At 59.6% G+C, this 24,365-nt stretch carries 22 protein-coding genes; 12 read left to right on the top strand and 10 right to left on the bottom strand.

What is annotated here, in order from left to right; genetic code table 11:
* The first annotated feature begins 70 nt into the window (after nucleotides 1-70).
* Nucleotides 71-766 carry a lysophospholipid acyltransferase family protein gene (locus ACJO5Y_RS19145; RefSeq protein WP_406989444.1) on the top strand — a complete coding sequence of 232 codons (696 nt, stop codon included), beginning with the start codon at nucleotides 71-73 and terminating at the stop codon, nucleotides 764-766.
* A 21-nt stretch (nucleotides 767-787) separates the two neighbouring features.
* Here ACJO5Y_RS19145 and ACJO5Y_RS19140 read toward each other — a convergent pair whose 3' ends face one another.
* Nucleotides 788-1,591, bottom strand: a complete 804-nt coding sequence (locus tag ACJO5Y_RS19140; protein WP_406989443.1) for a dienelactone hydrolase family protein — start codon at nucleotides 1,589-1,591, stop codon at nucleotides 788-790.
* Between the two features lie 107 nt (nucleotides 1,592-1,698).
* Here ACJO5Y_RS19140 and ald point away from each other — a divergent pair, with 107 nt between their 5' ends.
* The 3 genes from ald (at nucleotide 1,699) to ACJO5Y_RS19125 (ending at nucleotide 4,107) form a co-directional block, all read left to right on the top strand.
* Nucleotides 1,699-2,817 (top strand): alanine dehydrogenase, encoded by a 1,119-nt coding sequence (ald, locus tag ACJO5Y_RS19135; RefSeq protein ID WP_406989442.1) that lies wholly within the window; start codon nucleotides 1,699-1,701, stop codon nucleotides 2,815-2,817.
* A 22-nt stretch (nucleotides 2,818-2,839) separates the two neighbouring features.
* Nucleotides 2,840-3,412 (top strand): glutathione S-transferase family protein, encoded by a 573-nt coding sequence (locus ACJO5Y_RS19130; protein ID WP_406989441.1) that lies wholly within the window; start codon nucleotides 2,840-2,842, stop codon nucleotides 3,410-3,412.
* A gap of 86 nt (nucleotides 3,413-3,498) precedes the next feature.
* A complete protein-coding gene (locus ACJO5Y_RS19125) occupies nucleotides 3,499-4,107 on the top strand; it encodes a Yip1 family protein (protein ID WP_406989440.1) in 609 nt (202 codons plus the stop codon).
* A 33-nt stretch (nucleotides 4,108-4,140) separates the two neighbouring features.
* On the opposite strand, the gene ACJO5Y_RS19120 is transcribed toward ACJO5Y_RS19125, so the two are convergent.
* A complete protein-coding gene (locus tag ACJO5Y_RS19120; RefSeq protein WP_406989439.1) occupies nucleotides 4,141-6,555 on the bottom strand; it encodes a phosphoketolase family protein in 2,415 nt (804 codons plus the stop codon).
* A gap of 187 nt (nucleotides 6,556-6,742) precedes the next feature.
* Between ACJO5Y_RS19120 and ACJO5Y_RS19115 the strand changes: the two genes are divergently transcribed.
* A complete protein-coding gene (locus tag ACJO5Y_RS19115) occupies nucleotides 6,743-7,033 on the top strand; it encodes a type VI secretion system PAAR protein (protein WP_406989438.1) in 291 nt (96 codons plus the stop codon).
* 24 nt (nucleotides 7,034-7,057) lie between these two features.
* Here the strand turns inward: ACJO5Y_RS19115 and ACJO5Y_RS19110 are convergent, their stop codons facing one another.
* Entirely contained in the window at nucleotides 7,058-7,684 is a 627-nt protein-coding gene (locus ACJO5Y_RS19110; RefSeq protein ID WP_406989437.1) for an HPP family protein, read from the bottom strand.
* Between the two features lie 106 nt (nucleotides 7,685-7,790).
* The gene (locus tag ACJO5Y_RS19105; protein WP_406989436.1) at nucleotides 7,791-8,405 is read right to left on the bottom strand and encodes a TetR/AcrR family transcriptional regulator; all 615 of its coding nucleotides are present in this window, start codon (nucleotides 8,403-8,405) and stop codon (nucleotides 7,791-7,793) included.
* Nucleotides 8,406-8,501: 96 nt separating this feature from the next.
* Between ACJO5Y_RS19105 and ACJO5Y_RS19100 the strand changes: the two genes are divergently transcribed.
* The 4 genes from ACJO5Y_RS19100 to ilvD all read left to right on the top strand — a co-directional run bounded on the left by ACJO5Y_RS19100 (nucleotide 8,502) and on the right by ilvD (nucleotide 13,739).
* Nucleotides 8,502-9,329, top strand: a complete 828-nt coding sequence (locus ACJO5Y_RS19100) for an SDR family NAD(P)-dependent oxidoreductase (protein ID WP_406989435.1) — start codon at nucleotides 8,502-8,504, stop codon at nucleotides 9,327-9,329.
* 29 nt (nucleotides 9,330-9,358) lie between these two features.
* Nucleotides 9,359-10,282: a ferritin-like domain-containing protein gene (locus tag ACJO5Y_RS19095; RefSeq protein ID WP_406989434.1), complete on the top strand. Its 924-nt coding sequence runs from the start codon at nucleotides 9,359-9,361 to the stop codon at nucleotides 10,280-10,282.
* 165 nt (nucleotides 10,283-10,447) lie between these two features.
* A complete protein-coding gene (locus ACJO5Y_RS19090) occupies nucleotides 10,448-11,992 on the top strand; it encodes a flavin-containing monooxygenase (protein ID WP_406989433.1) in 1,545 nt (514 codons plus the stop codon).
* A gap of 70 nt (nucleotides 11,993-12,062) precedes the next feature.
* Nucleotides 12,063-13,739, top strand: coding sequence for a dihydroxy-acid dehydratase (gene ilvD, locus ACJO5Y_RS19085; protein WP_406989432.1), 1,677 nt, complete (start codon nucleotides 12,063-12,065; stop codon nucleotides 13,737-13,739).
* On the opposite strand, the gene ACJO5Y_RS19080 is transcribed toward ilvD, so the two are convergent.
* On the bottom strand, nucleotides 13,723-16,332 hold the full coding sequence (locus ACJO5Y_RS19080; RefSeq protein ID WP_406989431.1) for an EAL domain-containing protein: 2,610 nt from the start codon (nucleotides 16,330-16,332) through the stop codon (nucleotides 13,723-13,725). The genes ilvD and ACJO5Y_RS19080 overlap by 17 nt on opposite strands.
* A gap of 305 nt (nucleotides 16,333-16,637) precedes the next feature.
* Here ACJO5Y_RS19080 and pbpG point away from each other — a divergent pair, with 305 nt between their 5' ends.
* On the top strand, nucleotides 16,638-17,579 hold the full coding sequence (gene pbpG / locus ACJO5Y_RS19075) for a D-alanyl-D-alanine endopeptidase (protein ID WP_406989430.1): 942 nt from the start codon (nucleotides 16,638-16,640) through the stop codon (nucleotides 17,577-17,579).
* Nucleotides 17,580-17,602: 23 nt separating this feature from the next.
* Nucleotides 17,603-18,082 (top strand): asparaginase domain-containing protein, encoded by a 480-nt coding sequence (locus ACJO5Y_RS19070; protein WP_406989429.1) that lies wholly within the window; start codon nucleotides 17,603-17,605, stop codon nucleotides 18,080-18,082.
* A 7-nt stretch (nucleotides 18,083-18,089) separates the two neighbouring features.
* Here ACJO5Y_RS19070 and ACJO5Y_RS19065 read toward each other — a convergent pair whose 3' ends face one another.
* From ACJO5Y_RS19065 to ACJO5Y_RS19055, 3 genes are read right to left on the bottom strand one after another with little or no spacing between them, the layout of a single operon-like run.
* On the bottom strand, nucleotides 18,090-18,782 hold the full coding sequence (locus ACJO5Y_RS19065) for a pseudouridine synthase (RefSeq protein WP_406989428.1): 693 nt from the start codon (nucleotides 18,780-18,782) through the stop codon (nucleotides 18,090-18,092).
* 2 nt (nucleotides 18,783-18,784) lie between these two features.
* Nucleotides 18,785-19,816 (bottom strand): metal-dependent hydrolase, encoded by a 1,032-nt coding sequence (locus tag ACJO5Y_RS19060; protein ID WP_406989427.1) that lies wholly within the window; start codon nucleotides 19,814-19,816, stop codon nucleotides 18,785-18,787.
* 18 nt (nucleotides 19,817-19,834) lie between these two features.
* Nucleotides 19,835-21,070 carry a lytic murein transglycosylase gene (locus ACJO5Y_RS19055; protein ID WP_406989426.1) on the bottom strand — a complete coding sequence of 412 codons (1,236 nt, stop codon included), beginning with the start codon at nucleotides 21,068-21,070 and terminating at the stop codon, nucleotides 19,835-19,837.
* A gap of 245 nt (nucleotides 21,071-21,315) precedes the next feature.
* Here ACJO5Y_RS19055 and ACJO5Y_RS19050 point away from each other — a divergent pair, with 245 nt between their 5' ends.
* On the top strand, nucleotides 21,316-22,203 hold the full coding sequence (locus ACJO5Y_RS19050) for a response regulator (RefSeq protein WP_406989425.1): 888 nt from the start codon (nucleotides 21,316-21,318) through the stop codon (nucleotides 22,201-22,203).
* Here the strand turns inward: ACJO5Y_RS19050 and phoR are convergent, their stop codons facing one another.
* Complete coding sequence (phoR, locus tag ACJO5Y_RS19045) at nucleotides 22,204-23,520, bottom strand: phosphate regulon sensor histidine kinase PhoR (protein WP_406989424.1); 1,317 nt, start codon at nucleotides 23,518-23,520, stop codon at nucleotides 22,204-22,206.
* A gap of 41 nt (nucleotides 23,521-23,561) precedes the next feature.
* Nucleotides 23,562-24,254, bottom strand: a complete 693-nt coding sequence (phoB, locus tag ACJO5Y_RS19040) for a phosphate regulon transcriptional regulator PhoB (protein ID WP_406989423.1) — start codon at nucleotides 24,252-24,254, stop codon at nucleotides 23,562-23,564.
* Nucleotides 24,255-24,365 lie beyond the last annotated feature (111 nt).

Below are 24,365 nucleotides of genomic sequence, written 5' to 3'. Positions count from 1 at the left end.
CCTGTGTAATCTTTACGCCCCTGTTGTCCGTTATTGACTGTCGTTGTCGAGATGTTCAGGAACCCCTTCTATGCTGCAATTCCTCAAAGCCACCTGGATTCTGTTCTGGGCTGCCCTGCTGACCCTGCTGCTGTTCTTTCCGATCGTCATTGCTGCCTTGTTGGGCAAGCGTGGTGATGCCGCTTTCCATGGCACCCAGGTCTTTGCGTGGACCATCCTTAAGGTAACCGGTATCCGCCTGGTGGTGACCGGCAGGGAGAACATCGTGCCGGGGCAACGCTACGTGATTCTCAGCAACCACGCGTCCTACTTTGATCCGCCGGCACTGGTATTGGCGTTGGGGCTGCAATATCGCTGGGTCATCAAGAAGGAACTGAGAAAGGTGCCGCTGTTCGGGTTGGCGCTGGAAACCTCGAGAAACCTGTTTATCGACCGCTCAAAAGGCAGTGCTGCCCTGGAGAGTATCAAGCGGGGCGTCGCCCAGTTGCCGGATGGCACCGGAATACTGCTGTTTCCGGAAGGCACGCGTTCGCTGGATGGTCACTTGTTACCCTTCAAGAAAGGCGGATTCGTGATTGCCAGGGACGGGGAATTGCCGATCCTCCCGGTGACGATCCGGGGTTCCCACGATCGACTGCCCAAAGGCACAGCGGCGTTCAGTCCTGGCGTTATTGAAGTCGTTATCCATCCACCGGTCACGACCAGTGACAAGTCGGTAGACGAGTTGATGGAGGAAGTGAAGGGCACCATTGCCGGTGCCCTGTAGAGCGATCCTTCTGGTGACCGCTTATTCCGCAAAGATCTCGTTGTAGAAACGCAGTGTGCCGTCCCAGGAACGGTCAGCTGCGGCTTTGTCATAGCCGACAGGCATGCCGAATTCCTTGCCAATCCTGTCGGCTTCCGGGTTGGTGAAAGAATGCAGAACCCCGGGGAATGACACCAGGGTCAGGTCCACTTCCGCATCCTGCATTTCCGTGACCAGACCGGCAACCTGATCAGACGGCACCATCTGGTCGGCTCCGCCGGTATAGACCTGCACGCGGGCGCTGACCTTGCCGGCCTCGGCCTTGATGGGGCTGCCGAGAGCGCCGTGATAGCTCACCACGCCATCCAGATCGACACCCAGCCTCGCCATGTTCAGTACCACGGCGCCACCAAAGCAGTACCCCTGGGCGGCAATGCGGTCGCCATCGACGCTGTCGTGCTCCTGCAGCAGTTCCATCGCTGCCACGAAACGGGATTTGATGTTGTCGATGTCACTGGTGGCTTCCTGCATGAACTGTTTGGCGTCGTCAGGATGGTCGGCGACCTTGCCAGAGCCGTACATGTCCAGGGCGAAGGCGGTGTAGCCGGCTTTGGCCAGCTTTTCCGCCTGGTCGCGGGCAAATTCGTTATGGCCCCACCATTCATGGACGACGAGTACACCCGGGCGTTTGCCTTCGACGTCATCGTCCCAGGCGAGATAGCCAGTGAAGGTGTCCCCGTTAACGGAATATTCGACGGTTTCGGTCTGCATGTCGGCGATTACCTGTGTGCTGGCCAGTGACATTGCGATCGTGACGGCGGATAGGGTGGTTGTGATCATCTTCATGGGCGTTCCTGCTCCTTGCTGGTTTGATGTTTCTTCCGGTATCTGACCTTTTTACTACACTTTGCTTCAGGAAACACCGTTAGTCACGGAGCTGAGAGGTACTCGCAATGAAGATTGGCGTCCCGAAGGAAGTAAAAAACCACGAATACCGCGTCGGCATGACGCCGGCGGCTGTGCGGGAACTGATATCCCATCATCATGAGGTGTTTGTGGAAACCGGAGCGGGCGCTGCCATCGGCTTTTCCGACACGCTATACCGCGATGCGGGCGCAAACATCCTGGACGATGGCCCGGCTGTGTTTGCTGCAGCCAGTCTGATCGTCAAGGTCAAGGAACCCCAGGCTGACGAACGCGCTTTGCTGACGGCGGATCACACCCTGTTCACCTACCTTCACCTGGCGCCGGACCAGTCGCAGACTGACGATCTGGTGCGTTCCGGAGCCACCTGCATCGCCTACGAGACCGTAACCGACAGCCATGGGCGGTTGCCGTTGCTGGCGCCCATGTCGGAAGTTGCGGGGCGGATGTCGATCCAGGCCGGTGCCCATTGCCTGGAGAAATACATGGGTGGGCGAGGGGTGTTGCTTGGTGGTGTGCCCGGAGTGGCCCCGGCCCGGGTCACGGTTATTGGCGGAGGTACGGTGGGTCAGAATGCGGTGGCCATGGCGGTTGGGCTGGGTGCCCAGGTGACCGTGCTGGACAGAAACATGGACGTACTGCGGGAACTGGATCACTTGTATGGGAACCGGATCAGCACCCTGTTTTCCACCGCCGAGACCCTGGAGCAATCGGTTATCGAATCAGATCTTGTCATTGGCGGGGTGCTGATTCCCGGCGCATCGGCCCCGAAACTGGTGACCCGCGACATGGTCTCCCGCATGCCGGAAGGCAGCGTGATTGTCGATGTGGCCATTGATCAGGGCGGCTGTACCGAAACCTCCAGGCCGACCACGCACGATGCCCCCACCTACCAGGTTGATGGCGTGGTACATTACTGTGTGGCCAACATGCCCGGCGCTGTGGCCCGCACCTCGACACTGGCGTTGAACAATGTCACGTTGCCTTTTATTGTGGCACTGGCCAACAAGGGACCGGAGCAGGCGATGAGGGAAGACGTTCACCTGCTGCACGGCCTGAATGTCTATCAGGGACAGATAACCTACAGGGAGGTAGCCGAGGCAACCGGGCATGCCTTCACGGATCCCGCTTCGCTGTTCGGGACTTAACCCGCTGACGACTGGAGAACACATGAAACTGATTGGTTCCACGACATCACCTTACGTTCGCCGCATTCGCATTTTGCTGGATGAAGAGCCCCATGACTTCGTCAACCTCGACATTTATGGTGAAGGGCGTGACGAACTACGTCGCAACAATCCGGCGCTGAAGATTCCGATGCTGGTGGACGGTGACCAGGAGATTTACGATTCCCGCATTATTGCCCGTTACCTGAGTGCCAAGCAGGGCCGGGATCCGCTGACCTGGAACCAGCAGAACCAGCTCACCCTCGTCGACGCTGCCAACGATTCAGCGGTCACGCTGCTGCTCTCGGAGCGCTCTGGCCTGGACACTCGGGCGGATGTGATGTTCTTCAACCTCCAGCGTGAACGCATTATGACCACGCTGAGAACACTGGCGGCGATGGTTGATGATGGCCAGTTCGAAGAGTGGAATTACCCGGCAATGTGCCTGTATTGCCTGGTGGACTGGCTGGATTTCCGCGACCTGGTGAGTTTCGAGGGGGTCGAGAGTCTGTTGTCTTTCCGGGATCGCCAGAAGGAGCGGCCCTGGGTCGCCGAAACCGATCCCCGTAATAGCTGAATTAACTGGAGTTTTTTGCCGTTCTGATCTAGCTTTCAAGGTGAAGCATAATCCATAGCAGTCGATAACAATAATGGAGGGCGGCAATGCTCCTGTCACACGCGTTTGGTCTTTTTACCCACCCCGATGACGAGTGGAATTCCATCCGGAAAGAACACGCGCCACCCCGCCGTCTGTATGTCGCCTATGTGCTGGTGCTGGCGGCGATTGCGCCCATATGCGCCTACATATCAACAGCCTATTTTGGCTGGACCGTGGGTAACGATCGTCTGATCAAACTGACGGAAATCAGCGCCCTGCAGCTCAGTGTCCTGACGTACCTCGCCATGCTGGTGGGTGTGTTTGCACTGGGTTACGCCGTTAACTGGATGGCCAAGACCTACGGGGCCGTGGAAGAGCATGTGCCCTCAAATGGTATAGCCCTGGTATCCTACTCCTGCACCCCGCTGTTCCTGGCCGGTTTTGCCTTGTTGTACCCGGTGCCCTGGTTTAACGCCATCGTATTTCTCGTGGCTTCCTGTTACGGCGCCTGGTTGATGTATGACGGGCTACCCATCGTGATGGGGATCGAGAAGGAGCGTGCGGTCATGTACGGCGGTGCACTGCTGACGGTGGCCCTGGTTATCCTGGTGTCTACCCGTGTGGGGTCAGTTCTGATCTGGAATATGGGGTTTGGCCCTGTTTTCACCAGTTGAGTGCTGACTCTTCGCCGGAACCTGGCGCCTTGCCTACTTCCGGTTACCAGTAATCACAGAGGGATTTCCCAGGCCCTCCACGGCGGCGAGTTCGGTGCTGGAAAGCCACTCACCCGGAGGGCGCTCCATGACATTGGCGCACGCTGTCAGGGCGTGGGCCCAGGAACAACGGTTGGCAAACAGCATACCGGCCTCGTTCAGGGTGCCACCTCGGTTGATGTAACCCAGCACCCGGGATTGCCGTGGTTCGGGAAACAGTCGATGCAGGTGCCCGCGGAACACCTCCGGGCGCATGTGGGTCAACGCTACCCGACGGTGAAGTCGGGCGGGAAACAGTCGCTCCCGTTCAAATTCGGAAAGACAGACCGTTGCTTCGCAAGAGTCCCGTGGCTGGCGGAATCGGGCCGGCTCCTGTAGATAGATCAGCCGAAAGGGTGTGCCAGTCTCCCTCAGCCGTTCGCCGGCGCGCATCAATTCTGATAGCTGATAGGCGCCGTTGGCAATCAGCAGCACTGGTTCTCCACTGGAAGTGTCCTCGTCCACCACTAACGCGCCGTTGCGGGCCAGTGTCTGTGCTTCTTTCTCGTTAAACAGGCACGGTCGGTCCCGCTTCGGCACTACCATGCAGGTCAGGGTCCCCCGGCCCTGATAAATACCGGGCAAAGCCGCCAGTGCGCTGTTGTAGTCGGCGGGAAAAACCACCCGCGACACGTCGTTCATTTCCGCCAGCAGAGCTTCACAGAAGGTTGTGTCCTGATGGGACTGCTCGTTCTTGCCGTTCTCCCAGGTATGGGATGTGGCAATGACCGGAAAGCCCAGCCAGCGGGCGGGACGGCCCACTTCCTTCTGGTGACGGGCAAAGATCAGTTCCTGGCGAATGGCGCCCAGCATTTTCACGCAGAAGGCTTCATAGCTGGCCACCAGATTCAGCCCCGCCTTGTTAGCGAGACAGGCAGATACCACCGCCTCTTCATTGAGCGCGGTGATTATCTTGCCCTGCACCGATTCCTGATCGTTCTCGGGATCATTTACCCGGTGTTTCAGTTGAGCCAGGACGCTATTGAGCCGATTGCTGGCGAGTTCATCCGGATTGCCTACCCGTGCCCGCAGGCCGGGGTTGGCGGTCACCAGTGCGGTAAAGAAATCGTCGACAGCTTGCATCGGAGAGCAATGGCCGCTGACCCGGGGAATATCCGGAATGACCGGTTCTGACGGATCGCGCATTGCCAGGGCATGATCCCGTTCCAGCGGGCGTTGCTGATCGTGATGCTGATTAAGCTGGCGCACACTCCCGGCCAGCTCATCCGGTGCCACCCACAGCCGGTCGGTATGGGTCTGGAAAAGTTTGCGGGCCCTGGCATTCACTCGCGGGCTGCCGGGCAATGGCAGATTGTGAGCGGCGTTGCGACCGGCGCCGTAGAAGCCAAAGCCCTTGATGGTCTCGGCAATGCCGTAGGGGACCTGGACCGGATAGGGGTGCTCACCACGGGCGGCCTGCCTGCCGTGTTTCGCCAGTGTTTTTTCCATCTCGTATAGCACACAGACAAAGGCTGCGGGGTCGCGGCCGTCAAAACGCACCGGTGCGAAGCCCCGGTCTGACAAGTGCTCTTCAAATCGTTCTAGCCCCGCCTGTGTGCCCAGTTCGGTTCGTTGTTCGATCCTCCGACCGTTGGCAATCATGATGGGCATCACCGTGCCGCAGTCTTCAGCCCGCCACCATCGGGGTATCCAGTCGCTGCCCCGTTGTTCCTCGGCGGCACCGTCAGACAGGAAGGCCACCAGGGATTCACCGGGTAGTGGCATGTGAGCATATTGAAGTTCGGCAAATCCCAGGTAGCCGCCCTCGATAATGCCACCGGCGGTATGGGGGTTCACGTGGCTGCCCAGTGGCGCTTCCATGCCGCCATCCGGTCGTTGGCAGTAGCTGTAAAAATCCGATGCCAGTCTCGACAGCCCCTCTGGACCGAGGTAACGGGCCTGCTGTTCCGGATGCAGGTTACCGGTCAGTACGTTCAGGGCATCGATAGCGGCAACGCAATGCCCCTGGCCCATGAGCCAGCTGCGGGTTTGCCCGGTCAGGTTGTTCAGTGCCAGATAGGCGGCGTAGGCGGGTACCATGTTCAGGGCGCCGCCGGTGTGGCCCTCGGGATGGTCTTTGAAATCTTCTGCCATCAATGGCTGACCACTGATGTCCACCCGCCTGGTGTAGGTCATGTGAGCGACCAGCCATAAGCCCGCGCTGGTAAGGCGATCCAGCGCGCGCAACTTGCGGAACACTGCGGCGGTGTCCGGCTGTCGCCCTTCGGTCACCAGCTCTTCAGCCATGGCTTTGGCCCTGGCGCAGGTGGCGGGGGAATGCTGTATGACACCGTAACCTTGGTTCCAGAGATCATAATCCGGGCAACCGGAGGTCGGAGCGGCGGACTCCGAATGGCTGGATGGTGACATGGTGGGCCTCCAATGGCATAAACGTATGACAGAATTGTAGACGAGCCACCCTGGCCCGCCTTTGATGCAGGTCATTTGGCGTTCTATCCAGCAAGGGGGAGACCGGGTCATTTGGCATGTAAGCGTATTGCCTTTAAGATAGGGCTTCTGGAAATCAGATTGTCACGGAAGAGAAGGAATTCAGGGAATGAGTAAAGCGATTGTATTGCTGGGCGATATCGGAACGGACCATCAGGGCTTTCCGCCCACCCCTGTCATTGCAGGCTCCCCCGACGTGCTGGTTGATGGCAAACCGGTAGCACGGTTGGGCGACCCCCTCGCCATGCACTCCAAGCCCAAACACCCGCCTCACCCGCGCGCGATTGCTGCCGGCTCCGGTACGGTGCTGATCAACGGTATTCCCGCAGCCATTACCGGCAGCGCGGTTTCCTGTGGCGGCGTTACCATTGGTAGCGGCAGTGTCATTATCGGCAGCTGAATTACCGACGGTATCCGACCGACCTCAAGTCCTCGATGGGGCTCCGGCGTCCAGGGTGCTTTTCCGTACTGACCACAGCGGATAGGGAATGCCGGACAGCCGGTTCATCACGAAGGCATGTACCAGCAACAGGCTGACGCCCGCCATGAGAACTGGCAGTTGTGCAGGATCGGGCATGAGTCCGAGGGACACGATCAGTGCCGTCGCGCCCGCTGGCGGATGGGCGATGCGGAACAGCACCATCAGGCAGCCGGTCAGTCCCAGGGAAAGTGCCGCAGCGCCGACCCGGGCCAGGTCCACCCCATTCAGGAAGGCTGAAGGCTGGTGCAGCAGACCAAACACATACAGGCTCAGCAGCCCCATAGCCGCTCCGACAAAGTGACCGCACAGGGTATTGCGAGGCGAGGCCGGTTCTGCCAGTGGTACGTGGAAAAGAATAAAGGCAGTGGCACCCAGTGACGGAAAGATAAAGGCCTCCTGGGTGACCAGCGCAACGAACGACACCAGGGCGATGCTGAGCCCGCCATTGATCAAGCTGAAGCCTGCCATCACCGATTTTCGGCTGTAACGCTCAGCGAGCCGCTCCAGATGCAGGGCGGTCAGCAACCCGGACACCAGTTGCCAGCGCAGTCGTTCGTTTCTCTGTCCCATGACCTGTTGCCCATCCTTTTAGGCACCAAAAGGGTGCACGATGGTAGGGCCTGATATAGGTCAAGGCAAATCGTAATTTTCGATATCGGTTACCGATTTGGCACCATTATGGTGCAACCAGTGCCATCTCACGCTCGGTGTAATGGCCAACCATATCCGCCAGTCCCTCGGCCAGTTCGTCAAAGGTGATGGGCGGTGCGGGATCACACAGGTGCCTCACCACGGAATAGATGCCGCCATTGATCATGATGTAGCTCATGGTCGGGATGTTGCGGATCTTCAGGGTTTCCGGGTGATGCATCAGGTACTGGGTGACCAGTTCCGACAGGGTTTTCTGCAGTGGTTCCACGTGTTGTTCGAAATCCAGTGCCATGGCGTAGCGGGCGCATTTCAGATAGCGCTCATTGTCGGCCTGGAGAAAATCCCTGAAGTGTCCGAGCAGGTCCAGTACCGCTTCCTTTATCGGTTTCCGAACAATGGTCGGGATCAGTGGTTGGATCATGGCGATGGTATCGGCCACGAAACGCTCGCTCATGACCTGGAAGATCTCTTCCTTGTTCTCGAAGTATTCATATAGGGACCCCACGCCAACCCCAGCAATATCAGCAATTTGCCGGGTAGTTGTGGCGGCCGGACCACGGTCTGCCATGGCAATGAATCCGGCTTCGACAATGGCGTCCACGGTGGCTTTGGCGCGTTGCTGAACAGGTTTTCTGGCCATAATTTTTCCGAATTGAATCCGAACAAGCGTTCGCTTTATCGTGGGTGAATCATTCACTGATAATTTAAGTGTAGGTATTCCATGTTCGGAAGTCGTTTGCCCAATAAACCCAGCCGCGGCGCCGCTGCGGTCGTAACCGGGGCCGGTAGTGGTATTGGCCGTGCCTTCGCGCTGGAAATTGCCCGCCGGGGCGGCTCTGTTCTGTGCTCGGACATCAACCTGGCAACCGCAGAGGAAACCGTGGCGCTGGTGGAAGAACTGGGCGGTCAGGCCTGGGCGTTCAAATGCGACGTCAGCAAGCTCAAGCAGGTTGAAGCACTGGCCGAGGAGGCCGAACGGGTCCTGCCCGGTCCGGTCAGTCTCGTCATTAACAATGCCGGTGTCGGTGTCGGCGGTAACCCCGTGGGAGACGCTCCCATGGCGGACTGGAAATGGACCCTGGGGATCAACTTGTGGGGCGTGATTCACGGTTGCCATGTGTTTACCCCGAAGCTGAAACAGCTGGGTCACGGCGGCATTATCAATGTGGCCTCCACCGCGAGCTTTTCCGCAGCCCCGCTGATGGGCGCCTACAACGTTACCAAGGCCGGTGCGCTGGCACTGACCGAGACCATGGCGGCGGAACTGGCCGGCTCCGGTATCTCGGTAACGGCGCTGTGTCCCACTCTGGTGAAAACCAACATCAAAGCCAACGGCCGCATTGTTGGTGAGTCCTCGAAACTGTTTGATCGCCTGATGGATCGGTTCGGCATGCCGCCCGAGCGGGTGGTGAACGATGCCCTGAACGCTCTGGACCGGGGCGATCTCTATGTCATGCCGCAGTTCGATGCCCGCATGATCTGGCGGGCCAAGCGTCTGATTCCGCGCACCTATGCTTTGGGTACCGGGCTGATTAACCGTTTTGGCGTTAGCCGGCTGCACTGAATGACTCCATCCGGGAGGGGAGCGAGGTTATGGCGAATATCGATCTCGACAAGATGCTTGTCAGAATCAAGGACAGTCAGTGGGCGCTGGCGGACATCGACTGGGAGGCGCCGGGCGCAGACAAGATCAGCCAGGAGCAGTGGCCCAAGCTGAAGGCGTTCATGGCGGATCTGATGTGGATCGAGCACGTGGGTGCCCGGGGTTTTGCGGCGATGGCCAAGAAGGCCCCCACCGATACGCTGCGGGAAATCTACACCTACTTCCACGCCGAGGAGCAACGCCACGCCAACGCCGAGATGGCGCTGATGCGCCGTTGGGGCATGCTGGACGGGGATGAGCTGCCGGAGCCGAATATCAACCTGCGGCTGACCATTGAATGGCTGGACCGCTACAGCGATGACATGCCGCTGGAGGTGTTGGGTTCGGTGATTCCGATGCTGGAGATCGCCCTGGACGGCGCCTTGCTGAAGTTCCTGCTGGAGGAGGTGGACGATCCCCTGTGCCACGAGGTGTTCGAGAAGATCAATGCCGATGAGGCGCGTCACCTGGGGGTGGATTTCCACGTCATGGAGATGCTGGGCCAGGGCCGGATGCACCAGCTGGCGGTGAAGGCGATTGGTACGGTGGCCAATCCCAAGCTGATTCTTGGTGTGCTGGCCTATGCGCCACTGCTGAACAAGATGCGGGACAATATTGTGGCCATGGGGCTGAAGGAAGAGCGCCTGTATGACGCGATGAACAAGTATGAGCGGATTGGCGGGCGTACGGCGGAAGGGCGCCGTAATCCATGGTTCCAGATTATCAGTCAGCACGGGAAGATGGTGGTGAATCGGTCGCATCCTTATCACCTGCCGGTGGATGCGTTGGTGAAGTTGACCAGTTATATCCCCAGTCGGGTGGTGGGGCCGGTGCCTACCTGGGTCAAGGGTCTGACCTGGCGGACGACGGCCTGACTCTGTAGGCCCTCAGCGAGAGAGTATGGCAAGGGCCGGGGTTTCCTTTTCTTTCGGGAAAAGAACTCGCTGCGCTCAGACACCTTTGTCCCTGCAGAAAAGGAACCCCCGGCCCTCGCCTTTCGGCATAGGTGAGGGGCCGCTGATTGAATTTGAGAGAGTGTTATGACGACTGCTGTTAAGAAAGCCAGAACTGCTCCGCGGAGAGCGAAAACGACCCGGAAGGCGGTCGCTGAAACGGTTAAACAGGAAGTGCATGTTCACGAGGTGTTGATCGTCGGCGCGGGCTTTGGGGGGCTCGGTACGGCGTTGCGGTTGCAGCAGGATGGTATCCGGGATGTGGTGATTCTGGAGCGGGCCGATGAGATTGGCGGTACCTGGCGGGACAATACTTATCCGGGGGCGGCCTGTGATATTCCGTCGAATCTGTACTCGTTCTCGTTTGCGCCGAATCCGGACTGGTCGCGGAGTTTTTCCGGCAGTGGGGAGATTCTGAAGTATGTTCATTATCTGGCGGATTCGTTCGATCTGCGGCGGATGGTGAAGTTCAATCAGGATGTCGCCGGGCTGGAGTACAGTGAGAAAGACGGTGTCTGGACGGCGTCGACGGCGGCGGGGGATACTTTCCGGGCGCGTTCGGTGGTGATGGCGCAGGGGCCGTTGTCGAATCCGGGGCTGCCGAAGATTGAGGGTATCGAGTCATTCCAGGGGCACACGGTGCACAGTGCGCGGTGGGATCATGATTACGATTTCACTGGCAAGCGGGTGGCGGTGATTGGCACCGGGGCCAGTGCGGTGCAGATTATTCCGGAGTTGGTGAAGCAGGCGTCGAAGCTGAAGGTGTTTCAGCGCACGCCGGGCTGGGTGTTGCCGAAGCCGGATTTTGCCACGCCGGGCTGGAACAGGGCGTTGTTCCGCAAGGTGCCGGCCAGTCAGAAGGCGGTGCGCAAGGCGCTGTATCTGGGCCATGAGTCGGTGGCGTTGGGTATTGTGTGGAATTCGCCGCTGACGCGGGTGGTGGAGAAGGTGGCCGAGGCGCATCTGAACCGTCAGGTGAAGGATCCCTGGATGCGTCGTCAGCTGAAGCCGGATTTCCGCATTGGCTGCAAGCGGGTGTTGATGTCCAGTGACTATTACCCGGCGCTGCAGCAGGACAACTGTGAGCTGATTACCTGGCCGATCGCGAAGATCAGTGAGAACGGTATTCGCACCGCCGAGGGTATTGAGCACCAGTTCGATTGCATTGTGTTCGCCACCGGTTTTGATGTCTGTAACGCAGGTACGCCGTTCCTGGTCAGGGGCGTGGGTGGTCGTGAGCTCGGCAAGGAATGGCGACGCGGGGCCCAGGCCTACAAGAGCATCAACGTGTCCGGTTACCCCAACTTGCACATGACTTTCGGCCCCAACTCCGGTCCTGGTCACAATTCGGCGCTGGTGTATATGGAATCCCAGATCGAGTACATCCTGAAAGCGGTGCGGGTGCTGCGCTCCCTGGAGATCAAGGCGCTGGATGTGAAGGCCCATATCCAGGCCCGCCATAACCGGGAGATCCAGAAGCGTCTGGCGAAGACCAACTGGAATTCCGGCTGCAAGAGCTGGTACCTCACCGAGGATGGCTTCAATGCCACCATGTACCCGGGGTTTGCCACCCAGTATGCGCGGCAGATGGCGTCGCTGGATCTGAAGGACTACGCCCTGATCCGCGCCTGATGGCGTTGTTGTGAGCCGGTTTTTCTGACAATCTGAAGCGGATCTGTACCCGCTCAGTAAGGAGACACCGATGACCGAGGACAAACGCCGTCGACATTCCGCCCCGGTGGTGGATGGCATTGGCAAGTCCGCCAGCCGCGCCATGTTGCGGGCGGTGGGCTTTACCGATGAAGACTTCCGCAAACCCCAGGTGGGCATTGCATCGACCTGGAGTAACCTGACTCCGTGCAACATGCACATCAATCGCCTGGCGGAGGAATCGGCCGCCGGCGCCGATGACGCTGGCGGCAAGGCCCTGATCTTTAACACCATCACCGTGTCCGACGGCATCGCCAACGGCACCGAGGGCATGAAGTACTCGCTGGTTTCCCGCGAGGTCATCGCTGATTCCATCGAAACCGCTGCTGGCTGTGAGGGCTTTGATGGTCTGGTGGCGATTGGTGGCTGTGACAAGAACATGCCGGGTTGCATCATGGGCCTGGCGCGACTGAACCGCCCGTCGGTCTTTGTTTATGGCGGCACCATCATGCCCGGGGAAAACCACACCGACATTATCTCGGTGTTCGAGGCGGTGGGCGCCCATGCCCGTGGCGATCTGGACCTGATCGAGGTGAAGCAGATCGAGGAAACCGCGATTCCGGGGCCCGGTTCCTGTGGCGGCATGTACACCGCGAACACCATGGCATCGGCCATCGAGGCCATGGGCATGAGCCTGCCGGGCAGTTCGGCACAGAACGCGGTGTCCGATTCCAAGGCCGAGGATTGTCGCGCCGCCGGGGCAGCGGTGCTGAACCTGCTGGAAAAGGACATCAAACCCTCGGACGTCATGACCCGGGAGGCGTTCGAGAACGCCATCACCGTGGTGATCGCCCTGGGTGGCTCCACCAATGCGGTCCTGCACCTGCTGGCCATGGCCAGTACCGTGGGGGTGGAACTGTCACTGGAGGATTTCGTCGACATTGGTAAACGGGTTCCGGTGCTGGCGGACCTGCGCCCCAGCGGGCATTACATGATGTCCGAGCTGGTGGCCATCGGCGGTATCCAGCCGTTGATGAAGATGTTGCTGGATCGTGGATTGCTGCACGGTGACTGCCTGACGGTGACCGGCCAGACCCTGGCGGAAAACCTGGCGGACGTGGCGCCGTACCCGGAAGGGCAGGACATCATTCATGCCTTCGACAATCCCATCAAGGCCGACAGCCATCTGCGGATTCTGTTTGGCAACCTGGCGCCTACCGGGGCGGTGGCCAAGATTACCGGCAAGGAAGGTACTCACTTTACCGGCCGTGCGCGGGTGTTCCATTCTGAGGAAGAGGCCCAGGAGCGGATTCTGGATGGCACGGTGGTGGCTGGGGATGTGCTGGTCATCCGCTACGAGGGACCCAAAGGTGGCCCCGGAATGCGCGAGATGCTCAGTCCCACCTCGGCGATCATGGGCAAGGGCCTGGGCAGCGATGTGGCGCTGATTACCGATGGCCGGTTCTCAGGTGGCAGCCACGGCTTTGTGGTTGGTCATATCACCCCGGAAGCGGCCGAGGGCGGTCCGATTGCCCTGGTGGAAGACGGCGACACCATCACCATCGATGCGGTGACCAACCGCATTGAGCTGGATATCTCGGAGGCGGAACTGGAAAAGCGGCGCAAGGCCTGGCAAGCACCGCAACCCCGCTTTACCCGGGGCGTACTGGCGAAGTATGCCCGCACCGTCAGTTCCGCGTCTCTCGGCGCGGTTACCGATCTGCCCTGACCCGCTCGGGCCGGGCCCAGTAATATCCCTGGCCATGGAGGCCGGGGAATTGCTGGAGCCAGACGGCAACGGCTTCGTCTTCCACGCCTTCCACGACCACGTCCAGATCCAGCGCTTCACCAAGTTCCAGCGCAGCGCGGAAGATGCGCTGGCGGGCCGGATGGTCGAGGATATCCTCAAGAAAGCTGCGGTCGATCTTGAGCTCGTCCAGGTCGAAACTCGCCAGGGTGCCGAGGGATGAATGGCCGGTGCCGAAGTCATCCAGGGCGATACGGAAGCCCTGTTGGCTCAGGATGTGAATCATTGCCCGTGCCGCCTTGGGGTCCGCCATCATCGCGGTTTCGGTGATTTCCAGAATGAGATCCCGGGGGCGCATGTCATGGCGTGCGATGATCTCCAGCACTTCCTGGTCAAACCTGGGGTGGGCCAGATCCTTGGCGGATATGTTCACCGCTACCGAGATATTCCTCCCGAATTTCGAGGTCAGGTGTTCGTAGTCATCGCAGGCCTGGTTAATCACCCACAGCGTGACCGGATGAATCACGCCCACCTGTTCGGCGAGGGGAATCCAGTGGTCTGGCGGAACCCTGCCAAATTCGGGATGGTGCCAGCGGATCAGCGCTTCCACCGAACTGACCCGGGCATCACGAATGCCCACCTTGGGCTGGTATTCCAGCCACATGCTGTCGTTGGTCAGGGCTTCCTCGACGTCCAGCATCAGGATCTGCTGCCGGTACTGCCACTCGGCAATGGACGGATCATATTCGCACAGGGTCTGATCGGCTCTGAGGGAAGCAAAACCCGCCGATGACAGTATGCCCGGTGCATCGGGACCGTGTTCCGGGGCGTGGGCAATACCCACCGATGGGCTCCAGGAGAAGGCAAAGCGCCCCTCGCGGAAATGGGTGTCGAGCCAGGTCTCCAACTCTGCCATGAAGTACTGTTCATCGCCGCTGTCGCCATCCCGGTAGAAGGCAAAGGCGTGATTGAGGGTGTCGATGCTGGCGAGGGCGTGGCCGTTGATTCTTATCAATCGAAGGTCGAAGGTGCGCTCGAGGAAGCGGCTCATGCGTCGCAGGTAGGTTTTCAGCAGCTCTTCGGCGGTGCGATAACCCAGGGTCTGCTCAATTTCGTTAAACCGGTGGAGGCGGACCAGGCAGAGGGTGTAAGGAATCTGTTTGCTGTTGAGCGTTTCCAGGGATTCTTCCAGGATTGCCCGGTTGGGTTTACCGGTGACCCGATGGGTTTTCAGCAGCCGGTCGTAATCCTTTTCGATTCTTGCCCTCAGCTGACCTTCCTGTCTAGCCCGTACATCGGCGCTCAGCCGTTTTTTACGTTCCTCCAGCAGTAGCCGGCCCACACCGCTGGTCAGGATCAGTGACGCGAGGGCGGCGCCGAGGAAAAAGGCGGAATCCGTGAAGCTGTTGACCGGGAGCCATCCGATCGTACGCAGCGACGACACAATCGCGCCACTGAAAATGGCCAGGATCGACAGGCCGTAATAGCGGGCGTAGACGTGTCGGCGAAGCTGTTGCACCACCACCGCAAGGATGAACACGCCAGTAGCTGTTGCCAGTACCAGCAGGGAACCCTGCCCCGGGAAGGTCAGACCCAGCGGGGTGACAACGGCCAGGGCCAGGGCGATCAGACTGATGGCGTTAAGAATGCCGGCAATCGGGCGGGGTATGGACAGGAAGTGGGGCGTGAACTGGCACAGTGCGATCAGGCACAAAGGCAGCGACACGCTAAGCAAGGCATTGAACTGTGGCCATTCCGGCCACAGGAACCAGAGCCCGAATCCGTCCATGACCAGTTGGCTGTGCATGACCCCCACCATCAGCACACTCAGCCACGCCAGCCCCGGACGCCGCAGCATGATGACGATACTGATGTTGAACAACAGGGCAAAAGCCAGCAGTCCGCCGATGAAGGCCTTCCAGGCCAGGGTGAAGGCGGTGTCACCGAGAACGGTTTCAGGCTTGTGAATGGAGAGTGGCAGCAGGGTCGGGCCGGAGTTCTCAACTTCAAACAGGAACGTGGTTGTGCCCGGTTCGAGAGTGACGGGCCAGATCCATTGCGGCAGGTCAAAGAGGCGATTGTGGAACGGGTAGACATCGCCCATGTGTGGCAGCCGCTCTATTTTTCCGTCCGGTGTGATCATCGCCGGGGTAATTCGATCCAGAGAGGGGGCGGCGACCACCAGTAGTTTGCGGCTGACTTGCTGGCCCGGATTGTCCAGCGTGAAACGGAAGGTGGCCGGCTGGTTCAGATAGCCAATGCCGGTGTGGTTCTCTGACGTGGCAGTCCAGGAAGGAGCTGACGAAGCAGTCGCGGTCAGTATGTCTTCCAGCGGGTGTAGTGTGAATGCCATTCGCACGTTGTCGGCGTGATCCTCTGTTCCCAGTTCCGCCAGCTCGTGGTCTGGCGTGATATCACGCCCTGAAGCCAGGAACGATGCAGCGAGCAGTCCGTAAGCCAGGCCGAAAACAAGGAGACTGAGGGGTAACCAGCGCCGGATCAGGCCCGGGAGTTTTCGCCAGGTATTGGCAAGGAGGATACCCGGGTGAGTTTGCTGGTTCGCCGATGAGTCCATTCAGGGAAATGGTCCTGTGGTCTGTCCGATATGCCAGAGTTGGCTGTTACACAGTGATTACAAATATAAATATTGTGTAACACTATGAATTCAAAGTAATTTTACGGCATTTTATAGTGTTTTGCATTTGCCGTTTAAAACGGATGAGTGAAAAGTGTGATCGCGGGCACGATAATGCGCCGGTCGTGCATTTCTGAAAGAGTGTTAATGCCCGATTCCATCAGGGGGCAGTCCATCGCCGGGATTCGCTGGTATAGTAGGCGGCACTTTTGCCACCGTTAACGAGATGTCCCCGAGGTAGATTGATGCTCCGAATTGTCCTGTCCGGCATGATGCTTTTGATGTGCGGTATCGCAGTATCCCAGGCCCACGCCCACAACCGTGACGGAGAGCCCGTTCAACTGGCGTCAGTCAATGCTGCCGTGGCACATGCGGGCGATAACGAGCTGCTGTTCGACAAGCACGCGAACAGGATTGTGCCCATCGCATCGATCACCAAGCTGATGACCGCCCTGGTCGTGTTGGACTCGGGGGAACCCCTCAACGAGTGGCTGGAATTCCGGGAACGCCACGTACCTGCGGCCGCCAACGCCTACACCCGGATTCGCGTGGGCTCGGAAATGCGCCGTTCGGACATGCTGCGGATTGCGCTGATGTCATCGGAAAACTTCGCCGCCTACACCCTGGCGCGTCACCACCCCGGCGGGTACGACGGTTTTGTCCGGGCGATGAATGAGAAGGCCCTGGAGCTTGGCATGACCCGCACACAATTTGTGGATCCAACGGGCCTGTCCCTGGAAAACACCTCCACCGCCTCGGACCTGGTCAGGCTGGTGAATGCGGCGGCCAGGCACCCGCAGATCGGGGATTATTCCACCACCCGTTATTTCACCGGCCATTTCCGCCAGCCCCGTTACAATCTGTCGTTTGGTAACACCAATGTTCTGGTTCATCGTGACAGCTGGGGCGTGGGGCTTAGCAAAACCGGCTATCTGTCAGAGGCTGGACGCTGTCTGGTCATGGTGTCCAATATGAATGGCGAGCAGGTGGTGACCGTGTTGCTTGATTCGCTGGGCACCCGCTCGCCCATGGGGGATGCCGGTCGTATCCGGCGCTGGCTGGACACCGGAGCGGCCGGCAAGGTGGCTGCGGCGGCGAAGGCCTATGAACGGAAAAAGAACGCTGCCTACGCCGCGGCGGCGAATAACACGGCGGTCGGTGAGCATTCGACAGCCGACGTCAACTGATACAGGCAGGCGGGAACAAACCGATGATCGAGATAATGACGACCGGTGGCACCATCGACAAGGTTTATTTCGATGCCAACAGCGAATTCGAAGTCGGCGACTCCCTGTTGCCGGAACTGCTGGGTGAATCCAACATTCACGACGGCTACAAGATCACCGGCTTGATGCGAAAGGACAGCCTGGAAATCAACGATGGTGACCGGGAGCAGATCCGGCAGGCGGTGGCGTCGTCGGAGTCCGATCAGATTCTGATAACCCATGGCACCGATACCATGGCGGAAACCGCGCAGGCGCTGGCGACGGTCAGTGACAAAACCATCGTTCTGCTCGGAGCGATGCAACCGGCGAGAATGCGGCACAGCGATGCGGTATTCAACCTTGGCTTTGCCTGGGCGGCGGTCCAGCTGTTGCCCGCGGGTGTCTATATCGCCATGAACGGCGAGGTGTTTGAGGCCGGGGCGGTTCGCAAGAACCTGAAAGCCCAGCGCTTCGAACGAATCTGAGGGTTTGTCAGGGGATGGCGTTGATTTCCGCTTCGGTCAGTTCCCTGAACTCGCCTGGCGCAAGACGGCTGTCCAGCTCAATGGTGCCGATGCGTAGCCGGTGCAAAGCCGAGACGCGGTTGCCGGTGGCGGCCAGCATCCGTTTGACCTGATGGTAACGACCCTCCGCGATGGTGAGTTCAATCTCTTGCTCACTGAGCCAAAGCACGTCGGCCGGCTTGGTGGGTTTGGGATCGTTCCTCAGTTCGATGCCGTCCCGCAGCTGTTGAAGAGCGACTTCGGTGATCGGATCGCAAAGGGTGACGCGGTAGGTCTTGGGGCATTTTACCCGGGGGGAAGTCACGCGGTGCGACCACTGACCGTCCGATGTCAGCAATAACAGCCCGGTGGTGTCGGCATCCAGGCGACCGGCGATGTGAAGGTCAGGCCGAAACTCCGAAGGCAGCAGGTCCAGTGCCGTGGGGTGGTCGCTGTCGGTGGTTGCACTCACCACGCCTTGAGGCTTGTTGAGCATCAGATAACGTTCCCCGGGCAAGGTCAGCCGATGATCATCCAGGGTTACCCTGGCATCGGTGCTGATATGGGTGGCTACCTGACGACACGCCCGACCGTCCACAATCACGCGCCCCTGCCCGATGGCCCGCTTGGCTTCCTTGCGGGACAACGGAGTTGTGGTGGCAATGAACTGATCCAGTCGCATGATTACGAGCAGCCTTCCCCCGGCGGTGGCAATTCCAGGCTCGCCAGGCACAGGACCGGTGCCGCGCCGGTCAGCCTGGCCCAGAGCGCGCCCAGCAACTCGCGGCGCAGGGCTGGGCGGTCCTGGCGATAACTGGGAGCTGGTTCCAGGGCGTCGCCATTATATCTTGCCAGAACAAAGGTAAACGGATGCGCGCCGGGCACGCCCAGGCGCACATCGGTGGCCAACAGCAAGTCATCAACCTGTTCATAGTGAAGGAACCCATCGGTGAACCACGCCAGGCGCTGCCCCTCCTCCAGAGTGTTTGCCTGCATCGCCAGGGCTGGGTCCCGGGGAAACGACTCCAGCGTCAGGGGGCTGTCCCCGTCGAGGAAGCCGGTCACCATCTCTACCCGGCGATCGTCACTGACGACGGTGACACGCCACAGAATGGTGTTGAACGGCATTGGCTGGACCATGCGCGGTGCATCCGCGAGGCCCGCATCGGCGAGCGCAGGTTCAACCCGGTTGGATATGACCTGTTGCGCGGCCAGGGTCCACACCAGGTAAAGCGTGGAAACGCTCAGGCCGGCCATCAGGCTCCCGGGTTTTGCCGGCCTCACCAGGAAGCAGGCAATGGCCGCCAGCAGTGGCAGGGTATACAGCGGGTCAATAATAAAAATGCTGTTCAGGGCGATGGGCGGTCCCAGCGGCCAGAACAGTTGGGTGCCATAGGTGGTGAAGGCATCCAGCATGGGGTGGGTCAGCAGTATCAGCCCGGTGAGGGCCAGCCAGCGCTGGTAGCTGATCACCGGTTTCCAGCGCCACAGTACCCAGGCCAGCGGCAGAGACAGAAGCGCCAGTATGAACAGTGAGTGGGTGAATCCCCGGTGCTGGGTGAAATTGGCCACCGCGGTTCCGTAATCTATGACCACGTCCAGATCCGGAAGGGTGCCAAGGACCGCTCCGGCCAGGAGTGCGGAGCGTCCGAGTGTCCTGCCCGCCACGGCGCCGGCGATGGTGGCGCCCAGGGCAGCTTGTGTTATCGAATCCATGGGCTCAGCTATGCCTCATCAGAGATCAAGGTCGAGCCTGGAAAAGACCGTTTCTCCCGGGTAACCATCAGCGACCATGTCATGACTTGCCTGGAATTTGCGGATGGCCGAGCGTGTGGCCGGGCCCATGATGCCATCAGGTTCGCCGCTGTCGAAACCGTTGTCGTTGAGGGCCTGTTGCAGGGCCAGGATATCGTCCCTGGACAGGTTGGGCTGATCCTCCGGTGGCGGGTTCTGCAAGGCGCCGGCGCCGGCAATCCGGTCTGCCAGGTGGCCGACCGCGATGGCGTAGAATTCCGAGCGGTTCCAGCCCATGATCACGTTGAAGTTCCGGTACGCCAGAAAGGCCGGGCCCCGGTGGCCGGCCGGCACCACCAGCGCGGCCTTGATCGGCTCGTTCGCCAGCGGGTCGCCAAAGGCGTCGGTTACCCCCAGCTTGTTCCATTCGTCCAGGGTGAGGCGGCGCCCATCGGCCAGTTCATAATCGAAGTCTTCCGGCAGCAGCACCTCCCGACCCCAGCGGTAGTCGCTGTCCCAGCCCAGGTCTGCGAGGAAGTTGCCAGCGGACATCATCGCGTCTGGCAGGCTGTTCCAGAGGTCGCGCTTGCCATCGCCATCGGCGTCCACGGCGTGTTTCAGGAACACGGTGGGCATGAACTGGACGTGGCCCATGGCGCCGGCCCAGGAGCCTTCCATTTGCTCAGCGGGAATGGCGCCTTCGTCGATGATCTGTAATGCGGCCGTCAACTGTTCGGTGAAGAAGCTACTGCGCCTGGGATCGCAGGCCAGGGTCGCCAGGGAACTGGGCACGGACATTTTGCCGAAGTAGGTGCCGAAGTTGGTCTCCAGACCCCAGAAAGCCAGCAGGTACGGGGCGGGCACCCCGGTTTCCCGGGTGACATCGGCCAGCAGTTCCCGGTGTTCCAGTAACAGCGAACGCCCGTTGCTGATTCGGTCGTCGTTGACCCGGCGGTTCAGGTAATCGGCAAAGGTGGTGGTGAACTCCGGTTGCCGGCGATCCAGTTCGATGACGCGATCCAGGTGTTCCACCTGTGACAACACATCGCTGGCCGTGACCTCCGCCACTCCCGCTTCGATGGCATGGGTCTTCAGTCCGGCGACGCATTCCTGGAAACTGTCACTGGAGCTGGTATTTGAAGATGCCGGTAGTGAAAAAACGGCAAGAATGCCAGTCACTGAGAGGTAACGGAGAATCCTTTTGCCTGGGGTAGTCCCTGATTGTCTCTTAAGCACGCAAAACCTCGGTGTGATAAACGAATGAAGAGGTGTCCAACTCGCATCGGCTGCCCCATGTTAGCCTTTTTTCCATGAACGGAAATACCGGTTTGGGCCTCTCTGGGTGACAATTCTTTAACCCGGCGGTTCCACTGTTGATATGAATTGTGGTGTTTTTGTAGCCGTGGGGTCCCTGGCCGCCGGCTTTGTTCTATAGTTTGTTGCGTATATTTATCCAGTTGGCGGTGAGAAGGTCGAAAAACATGGCAACGCTGAAAGCGCTGGTGGTTGATGACGCCAGTTTTGTCCGGGATCTGGTGAAGCGAACGGTGCGCCAGCGTTTTCCTGTCATTGAAACCACCGATGCCCAGAATGGTCGACGGGCCCAGTCCCTGATGTCCCGCACGGTGTTTGATCTGATCCTTTGTGACTGGGAAATGCCGGAAATGTCCGGCCTGGAGCTGCTGCAGTGGATGCGCCAGCAACCCCAGTACGAGAAAGTACCCTTTATCATGATCACCAGTCGAGGTGACAAGGACCACGTGGTGGAAGCGGTCAGGGAAGGGGTGTCTGAGTACCTGGGCAAGCCCTTCAGTCCGGATGGCCTCAGCAAGAAGATCATCAAGGTGATGGGGCCGACGCTGAAAAACGCGATGGATCGCAGCGGCAAATCCATGGGTGGTCCGGCGGATGCTTTCAAGGAATCCGCCACCCTGTTGACCCAGAAGCGGGAGCCGGAGCCGGCGCCTGCTGTGCGGGAGAGCCGCCCGGCGACATCGCCATTGCTGAAGTCGGGTGCGGGGAGTAGCGAAAAATCATCCGCGGCCCGGGGAGCGATGAGTGTGGCGTCGATCCGGTTCGCTGACAGTACCCTCAAGTCCGTGGTCAAGGACATCACGCTGACGGAAGTCCGGGTGATTGCCAGGCGTGACCAGGATTTTCCCGGCATTCTCGATCAGGCGGTCGTGGACATCGAGATTGCCGAGGGGCAGATGGCCAGGTTGAACGGCTATGTTCACCAGTTGCAGGCGGTCGACAAGCGGCAGGACACCGACTTTGTCAGTGTCACCATCCGTTTTGTCGATGAAGACCCGAAGAAAATGGAAGACCTGTCCCGCTTTATTGCCCGCTTTCGTGCCGGCAGTCGCTGATCAGGAGATCTTTTCCGGCGCCCGCTCGACCAGTCTCTCCCTCGGAAAGTGGCAGATGAACTCGCTGCCATCACCAATCCGGCTGCGGATTTCCAGGTTGCCATCGTGGTTCAGCAGAACATGTTTGACGATGGCCAGGCCCAGGCCGGTGCCGCCGGTTTCCTTGTGGCGGCTGGGGTCGGCGCGATAAAAGCGCTCGGTCAGACGTGGTATATGCACCGGATCGATGCCGATGCCGGTATCCCGGACCGACAAATGGGCGCCTTCGCGGTTTGCGCTCCAGTTAATGGTGATATGGCCTTTCGCCGGTGTGTACTTCACCGCATTAAACACCAGGTTGGAGAACGCGCTGCGCAGCTGGCTTTCATCCCCTTTCAGCAGCCGGTGATCGGTGATGTTGACGCTGAATTCATGCTGCTTGTCTCCACTGAGGGCACTGGCGTCGTGACAGATCTGTCTGAGCAGGGCTTCGACATCGGTCACGGTGTCGTTGACGGTTTGCTCCCCGGTCTCAATCTTTGACAGCAGGATCAGGTCAGTAATCAATGCCTCCATGCGGGAAGACTGTTGTGCCATGGTGTTGATAGCGCGCCGCCATTTGGGGGGAAGATCATCGGCATTATCCACCAGGGTTTCGAGATAGCCGCTGATCACCGTCAGGGGCGTGCGCATTTCATGGGACACGTTACCCACGAAGTCGCGGCGCATCTGCTCCAGCTGGTAGAGCCGGGTGACGTCCTTGGCGACGATCAGGCGATCATCGTCCCCGAACAGGCTGATCTGGATCTGCAGGCGGATGTGCGGTTTGGCCGGTGAGTGGATCTCCAGGGAATCCCGATAGTCCCGGGCATCAAAATAAGCCTTGAACGCCGGTGTGCGTATCAGGTTATGGATGTACTGGCCCCGGTCTGTGTTGCGGCGAAACCCCAGCAGGTGTTCCGCGGAACCGTTCCACCATTCCATCGCGCCACTGGCGTCGGTCATGATGACGCCGTCCCGCATGGCATTGGTGGACTCCTGTACCCGATTGATCTGCGCCCTCAGTCGATCCTGCAGGCGCAGGTGATTCTGGTGCAGCTTGTGGAGACCATCGAAGATGTCGCCCCACAACCCCACGCTTTGGGGCGCTTCGCTGGTGGCGCTGGGATGGCCGAGCCAGTGATAAAGACGTTTGGCCTGGATCAGTGTCCACCAGAGGTAGGCAATCAGACCGATGGTCAGCCCGTAGATCGGGTAGCCGAAATAGGCGCCAGCGGCGGTGCAGATGACCAGGAAGCCGATAATCAGTCGTAAATATCGTGACCAGTTGTGTTGCATGCAACAGCCTTACGATTGGTATGGCACGGGGTGCCGGCCAATTATGCCGCCCGGGTCGAAAAACGGTAGCCAGCACCACGGACGGTTTGGATCAGGTGGTCATATTGGTCGCCCAGGGCCTTGCGCAGGCGGCGGATATGCACGTCGACCGTGCGTTCTTCCACATAGACGTTGCCACCCCAGACCTGATCCAGTAGCTGTGAGCGAGTATATACCCGTTCCTGGTGGGTCATGAAGAATTGCAGTAACCGGTATTCGGTGGGCCCCATGTTGAGGGCGCCGTCTTCGGTGGACACGCGGTGGCCGATGGGGTCGAGGGTCAGGCCTTCAACTTCGATCGGGGTGTCGACACCGGGGGGCGTGGCGCGGCGCAGTACGGCTTTGAGGCGCGCGACCAGTTCCCTTGGCGAGAAGGGTTTGGTGATGTAATCGTCAGCGCCGACTTCCAGGCCCTGGATCTTGTTATCTTCCTCGACCTTGGCGGTCAGCATGATGATGGGAATATCGGCGGTGGCTTCTTCTCTCTTGAGGCGTCGGGCCAGTTCCACGCCGCTGGTGCCGGGGAGCATCCAGTCGAGCAGGACGAGGTCGGGTTGTTTGTCGACGATCAGGGCATGCGCTTCGAGGGCGTCCGATGCCTCCAGATAGTCGTAGTCAGCCATTTCGAGGGCCACGGCGATCATTTCGCGGATCGGGGCTTCGTCATCGACGATCAGGACAGTTTTTCCAGTCATGAGCATTAACCTGTATCAGACCTAGTATTGTTGCTGCTTCATTACAACGCCCCAGTGTTACAAGTATATGACACAAACTGCTTTTGGCTTGGGAGGATGTGCCGGAGTGGG

It is taken from the genome of Marinobacter alkalisoli (assembly GCF_045449855.1).
Lineage (GTDB): Bacteria > Pseudomonadota > Gammaproteobacteria > Pseudomonadales > Oleiphilaceae > Marinobacter.
This window is presented reverse-complemented; position numbering and strand designations above follow the sequence as displayed.

What these genes read in the sequence shown, in the direction of transcription:
- ACJO5Y_RS19060 (WP_406989427.1), bottom strand. Translation starts at nt 19,816, where the DNA reads ATGGATTCGATAACACAAGCTGCCCTGGGCGCCACCATCGCCGGCGCC.
- ACJO5Y_RS19125 (WP_406989440.1), top strand. Translation starts at nt 3,499, where the DNA reads ATGCTCCTGTCACACGCGTTTGGTCTTTTTACCCACCCCGATGACGAG.
- ACJO5Y_RS19115 (WP_406989438.1), top strand. Translation starts at nt 6,743, where the DNA reads ATGAGTAAAGCGATTGTATTGCTGGGCGATATCGGAACGGACCATCAG.
- ACJO5Y_RS19110 (WP_406989437.1), bottom strand. Translation starts at nt 7,684, where the DNA reads ATGGGACAGAGAAACGAACGACTGCGCTGGCAACTGGTGTCCGGGTTG.
- ACJO5Y_RS19120 (WP_406989439.1), bottom strand. Translation starts at nt 6,555, where the DNA reads ATGTCACCATCCAGCCATTCGGAGTCCGCCGCTCCGACCTCCGGTTGC.
- pbpG (WP_406989430.1), top strand. Translation starts at nt 16,638, where the DNA reads ATGCTCCGAATTGTCCTGTCCGGCATGATGCTTTTGATGTGCGGTATC.
- ald (WP_406989442.1), top strand. Translation starts at nt 1,699, where the DNA reads ATGAAGATTGGCGTCCCGAAGGAAGTAAAAAACCACGAATACCGCGTC.
- ACJO5Y_RS19140 (WP_406989443.1), bottom strand. Translation starts at nt 1,591, where the DNA reads ATGAAGATGATCACAACCACCCTATCCGCCGTCACGATCGCAATGTCA.
- ACJO5Y_RS19080 (WP_406989431.1), bottom strand. Translation starts at nt 16,332, where the DNA reads ATGGACTCATCGGCGAACCAGCAAACTCACCCGGGTATCCTCCTTGCC.
- ACJO5Y_RS19070 (WP_406989429.1), top strand. Translation starts at nt 17,603, where the DNA reads ATGATCGAGATAATGACGACCGGTGGCACCATCGACAAGGTTTATTTC.
- ilvD (WP_406989432.1), top strand. Translation starts at nt 12,063, where the DNA reads ATGACCGAGGACAAACGCCGTCGACATTCCGCCCCGGTGGTGGATGGC.
- phoB (WP_406989423.1), bottom strand. Translation starts at nt 24,254, where the DNA reads ATGACTGGAAAAACTGTCCTGATCGTCGATGACGAAGCCCCGATCCGC.
- ACJO5Y_RS19050 (WP_406989425.1), top strand. Translation starts at nt 21,316, where the DNA reads ATGGCAACGCTGAAAGCGCTGGTGGTTGATGACGCCAGTTTTGTCCGG.
- phoR (WP_406989424.1), bottom strand. Translation starts at nt 23,520, where the DNA reads ATGCAACACAACTGGTCACGATATTTACGACTGATTATCGGCTTCCTG.
- ACJO5Y_RS19145 (WP_406989444.1), top strand. Translation starts at nt 71, where the DNA reads ATGCTGCAATTCCTCAAAGCCACCTGGATTCTGTTCTGGGCTGCCCTG.
- ACJO5Y_RS19105 (WP_406989436.1), bottom strand. Translation starts at nt 8,405, where the DNA reads ATGGCCAGAAAACCTGTTCAGCAACGCGCCAAAGCCACCGTGGACGCC.
- ACJO5Y_RS19095 (WP_406989434.1), top strand. Translation starts at nt 9,359, where the DNA reads ATGGCGAATATCGATCTCGACAAGATGCTTGTCAGAATCAAGGACAGT.
- ACJO5Y_RS19130 (WP_406989441.1), top strand. Translation starts at nt 2,840, where the DNA reads ATGAAACTGATTGGTTCCACGACATCACCTTACGTTCGCCGCATTCGC.
- ACJO5Y_RS19090 (WP_406989433.1), top strand. Translation starts at nt 10,448, where the DNA reads ATGACGACTGCTGTTAAGAAAGCCAGAACTGCTCCGCGGAGAGCGAAA.
- ACJO5Y_RS19065 (WP_406989428.1), bottom strand. Translation starts at nt 18,782, where the DNA reads ATGCGACTGGATCAGTTCATTGCCACCACAACTCCGTTGTCCCGCAAG.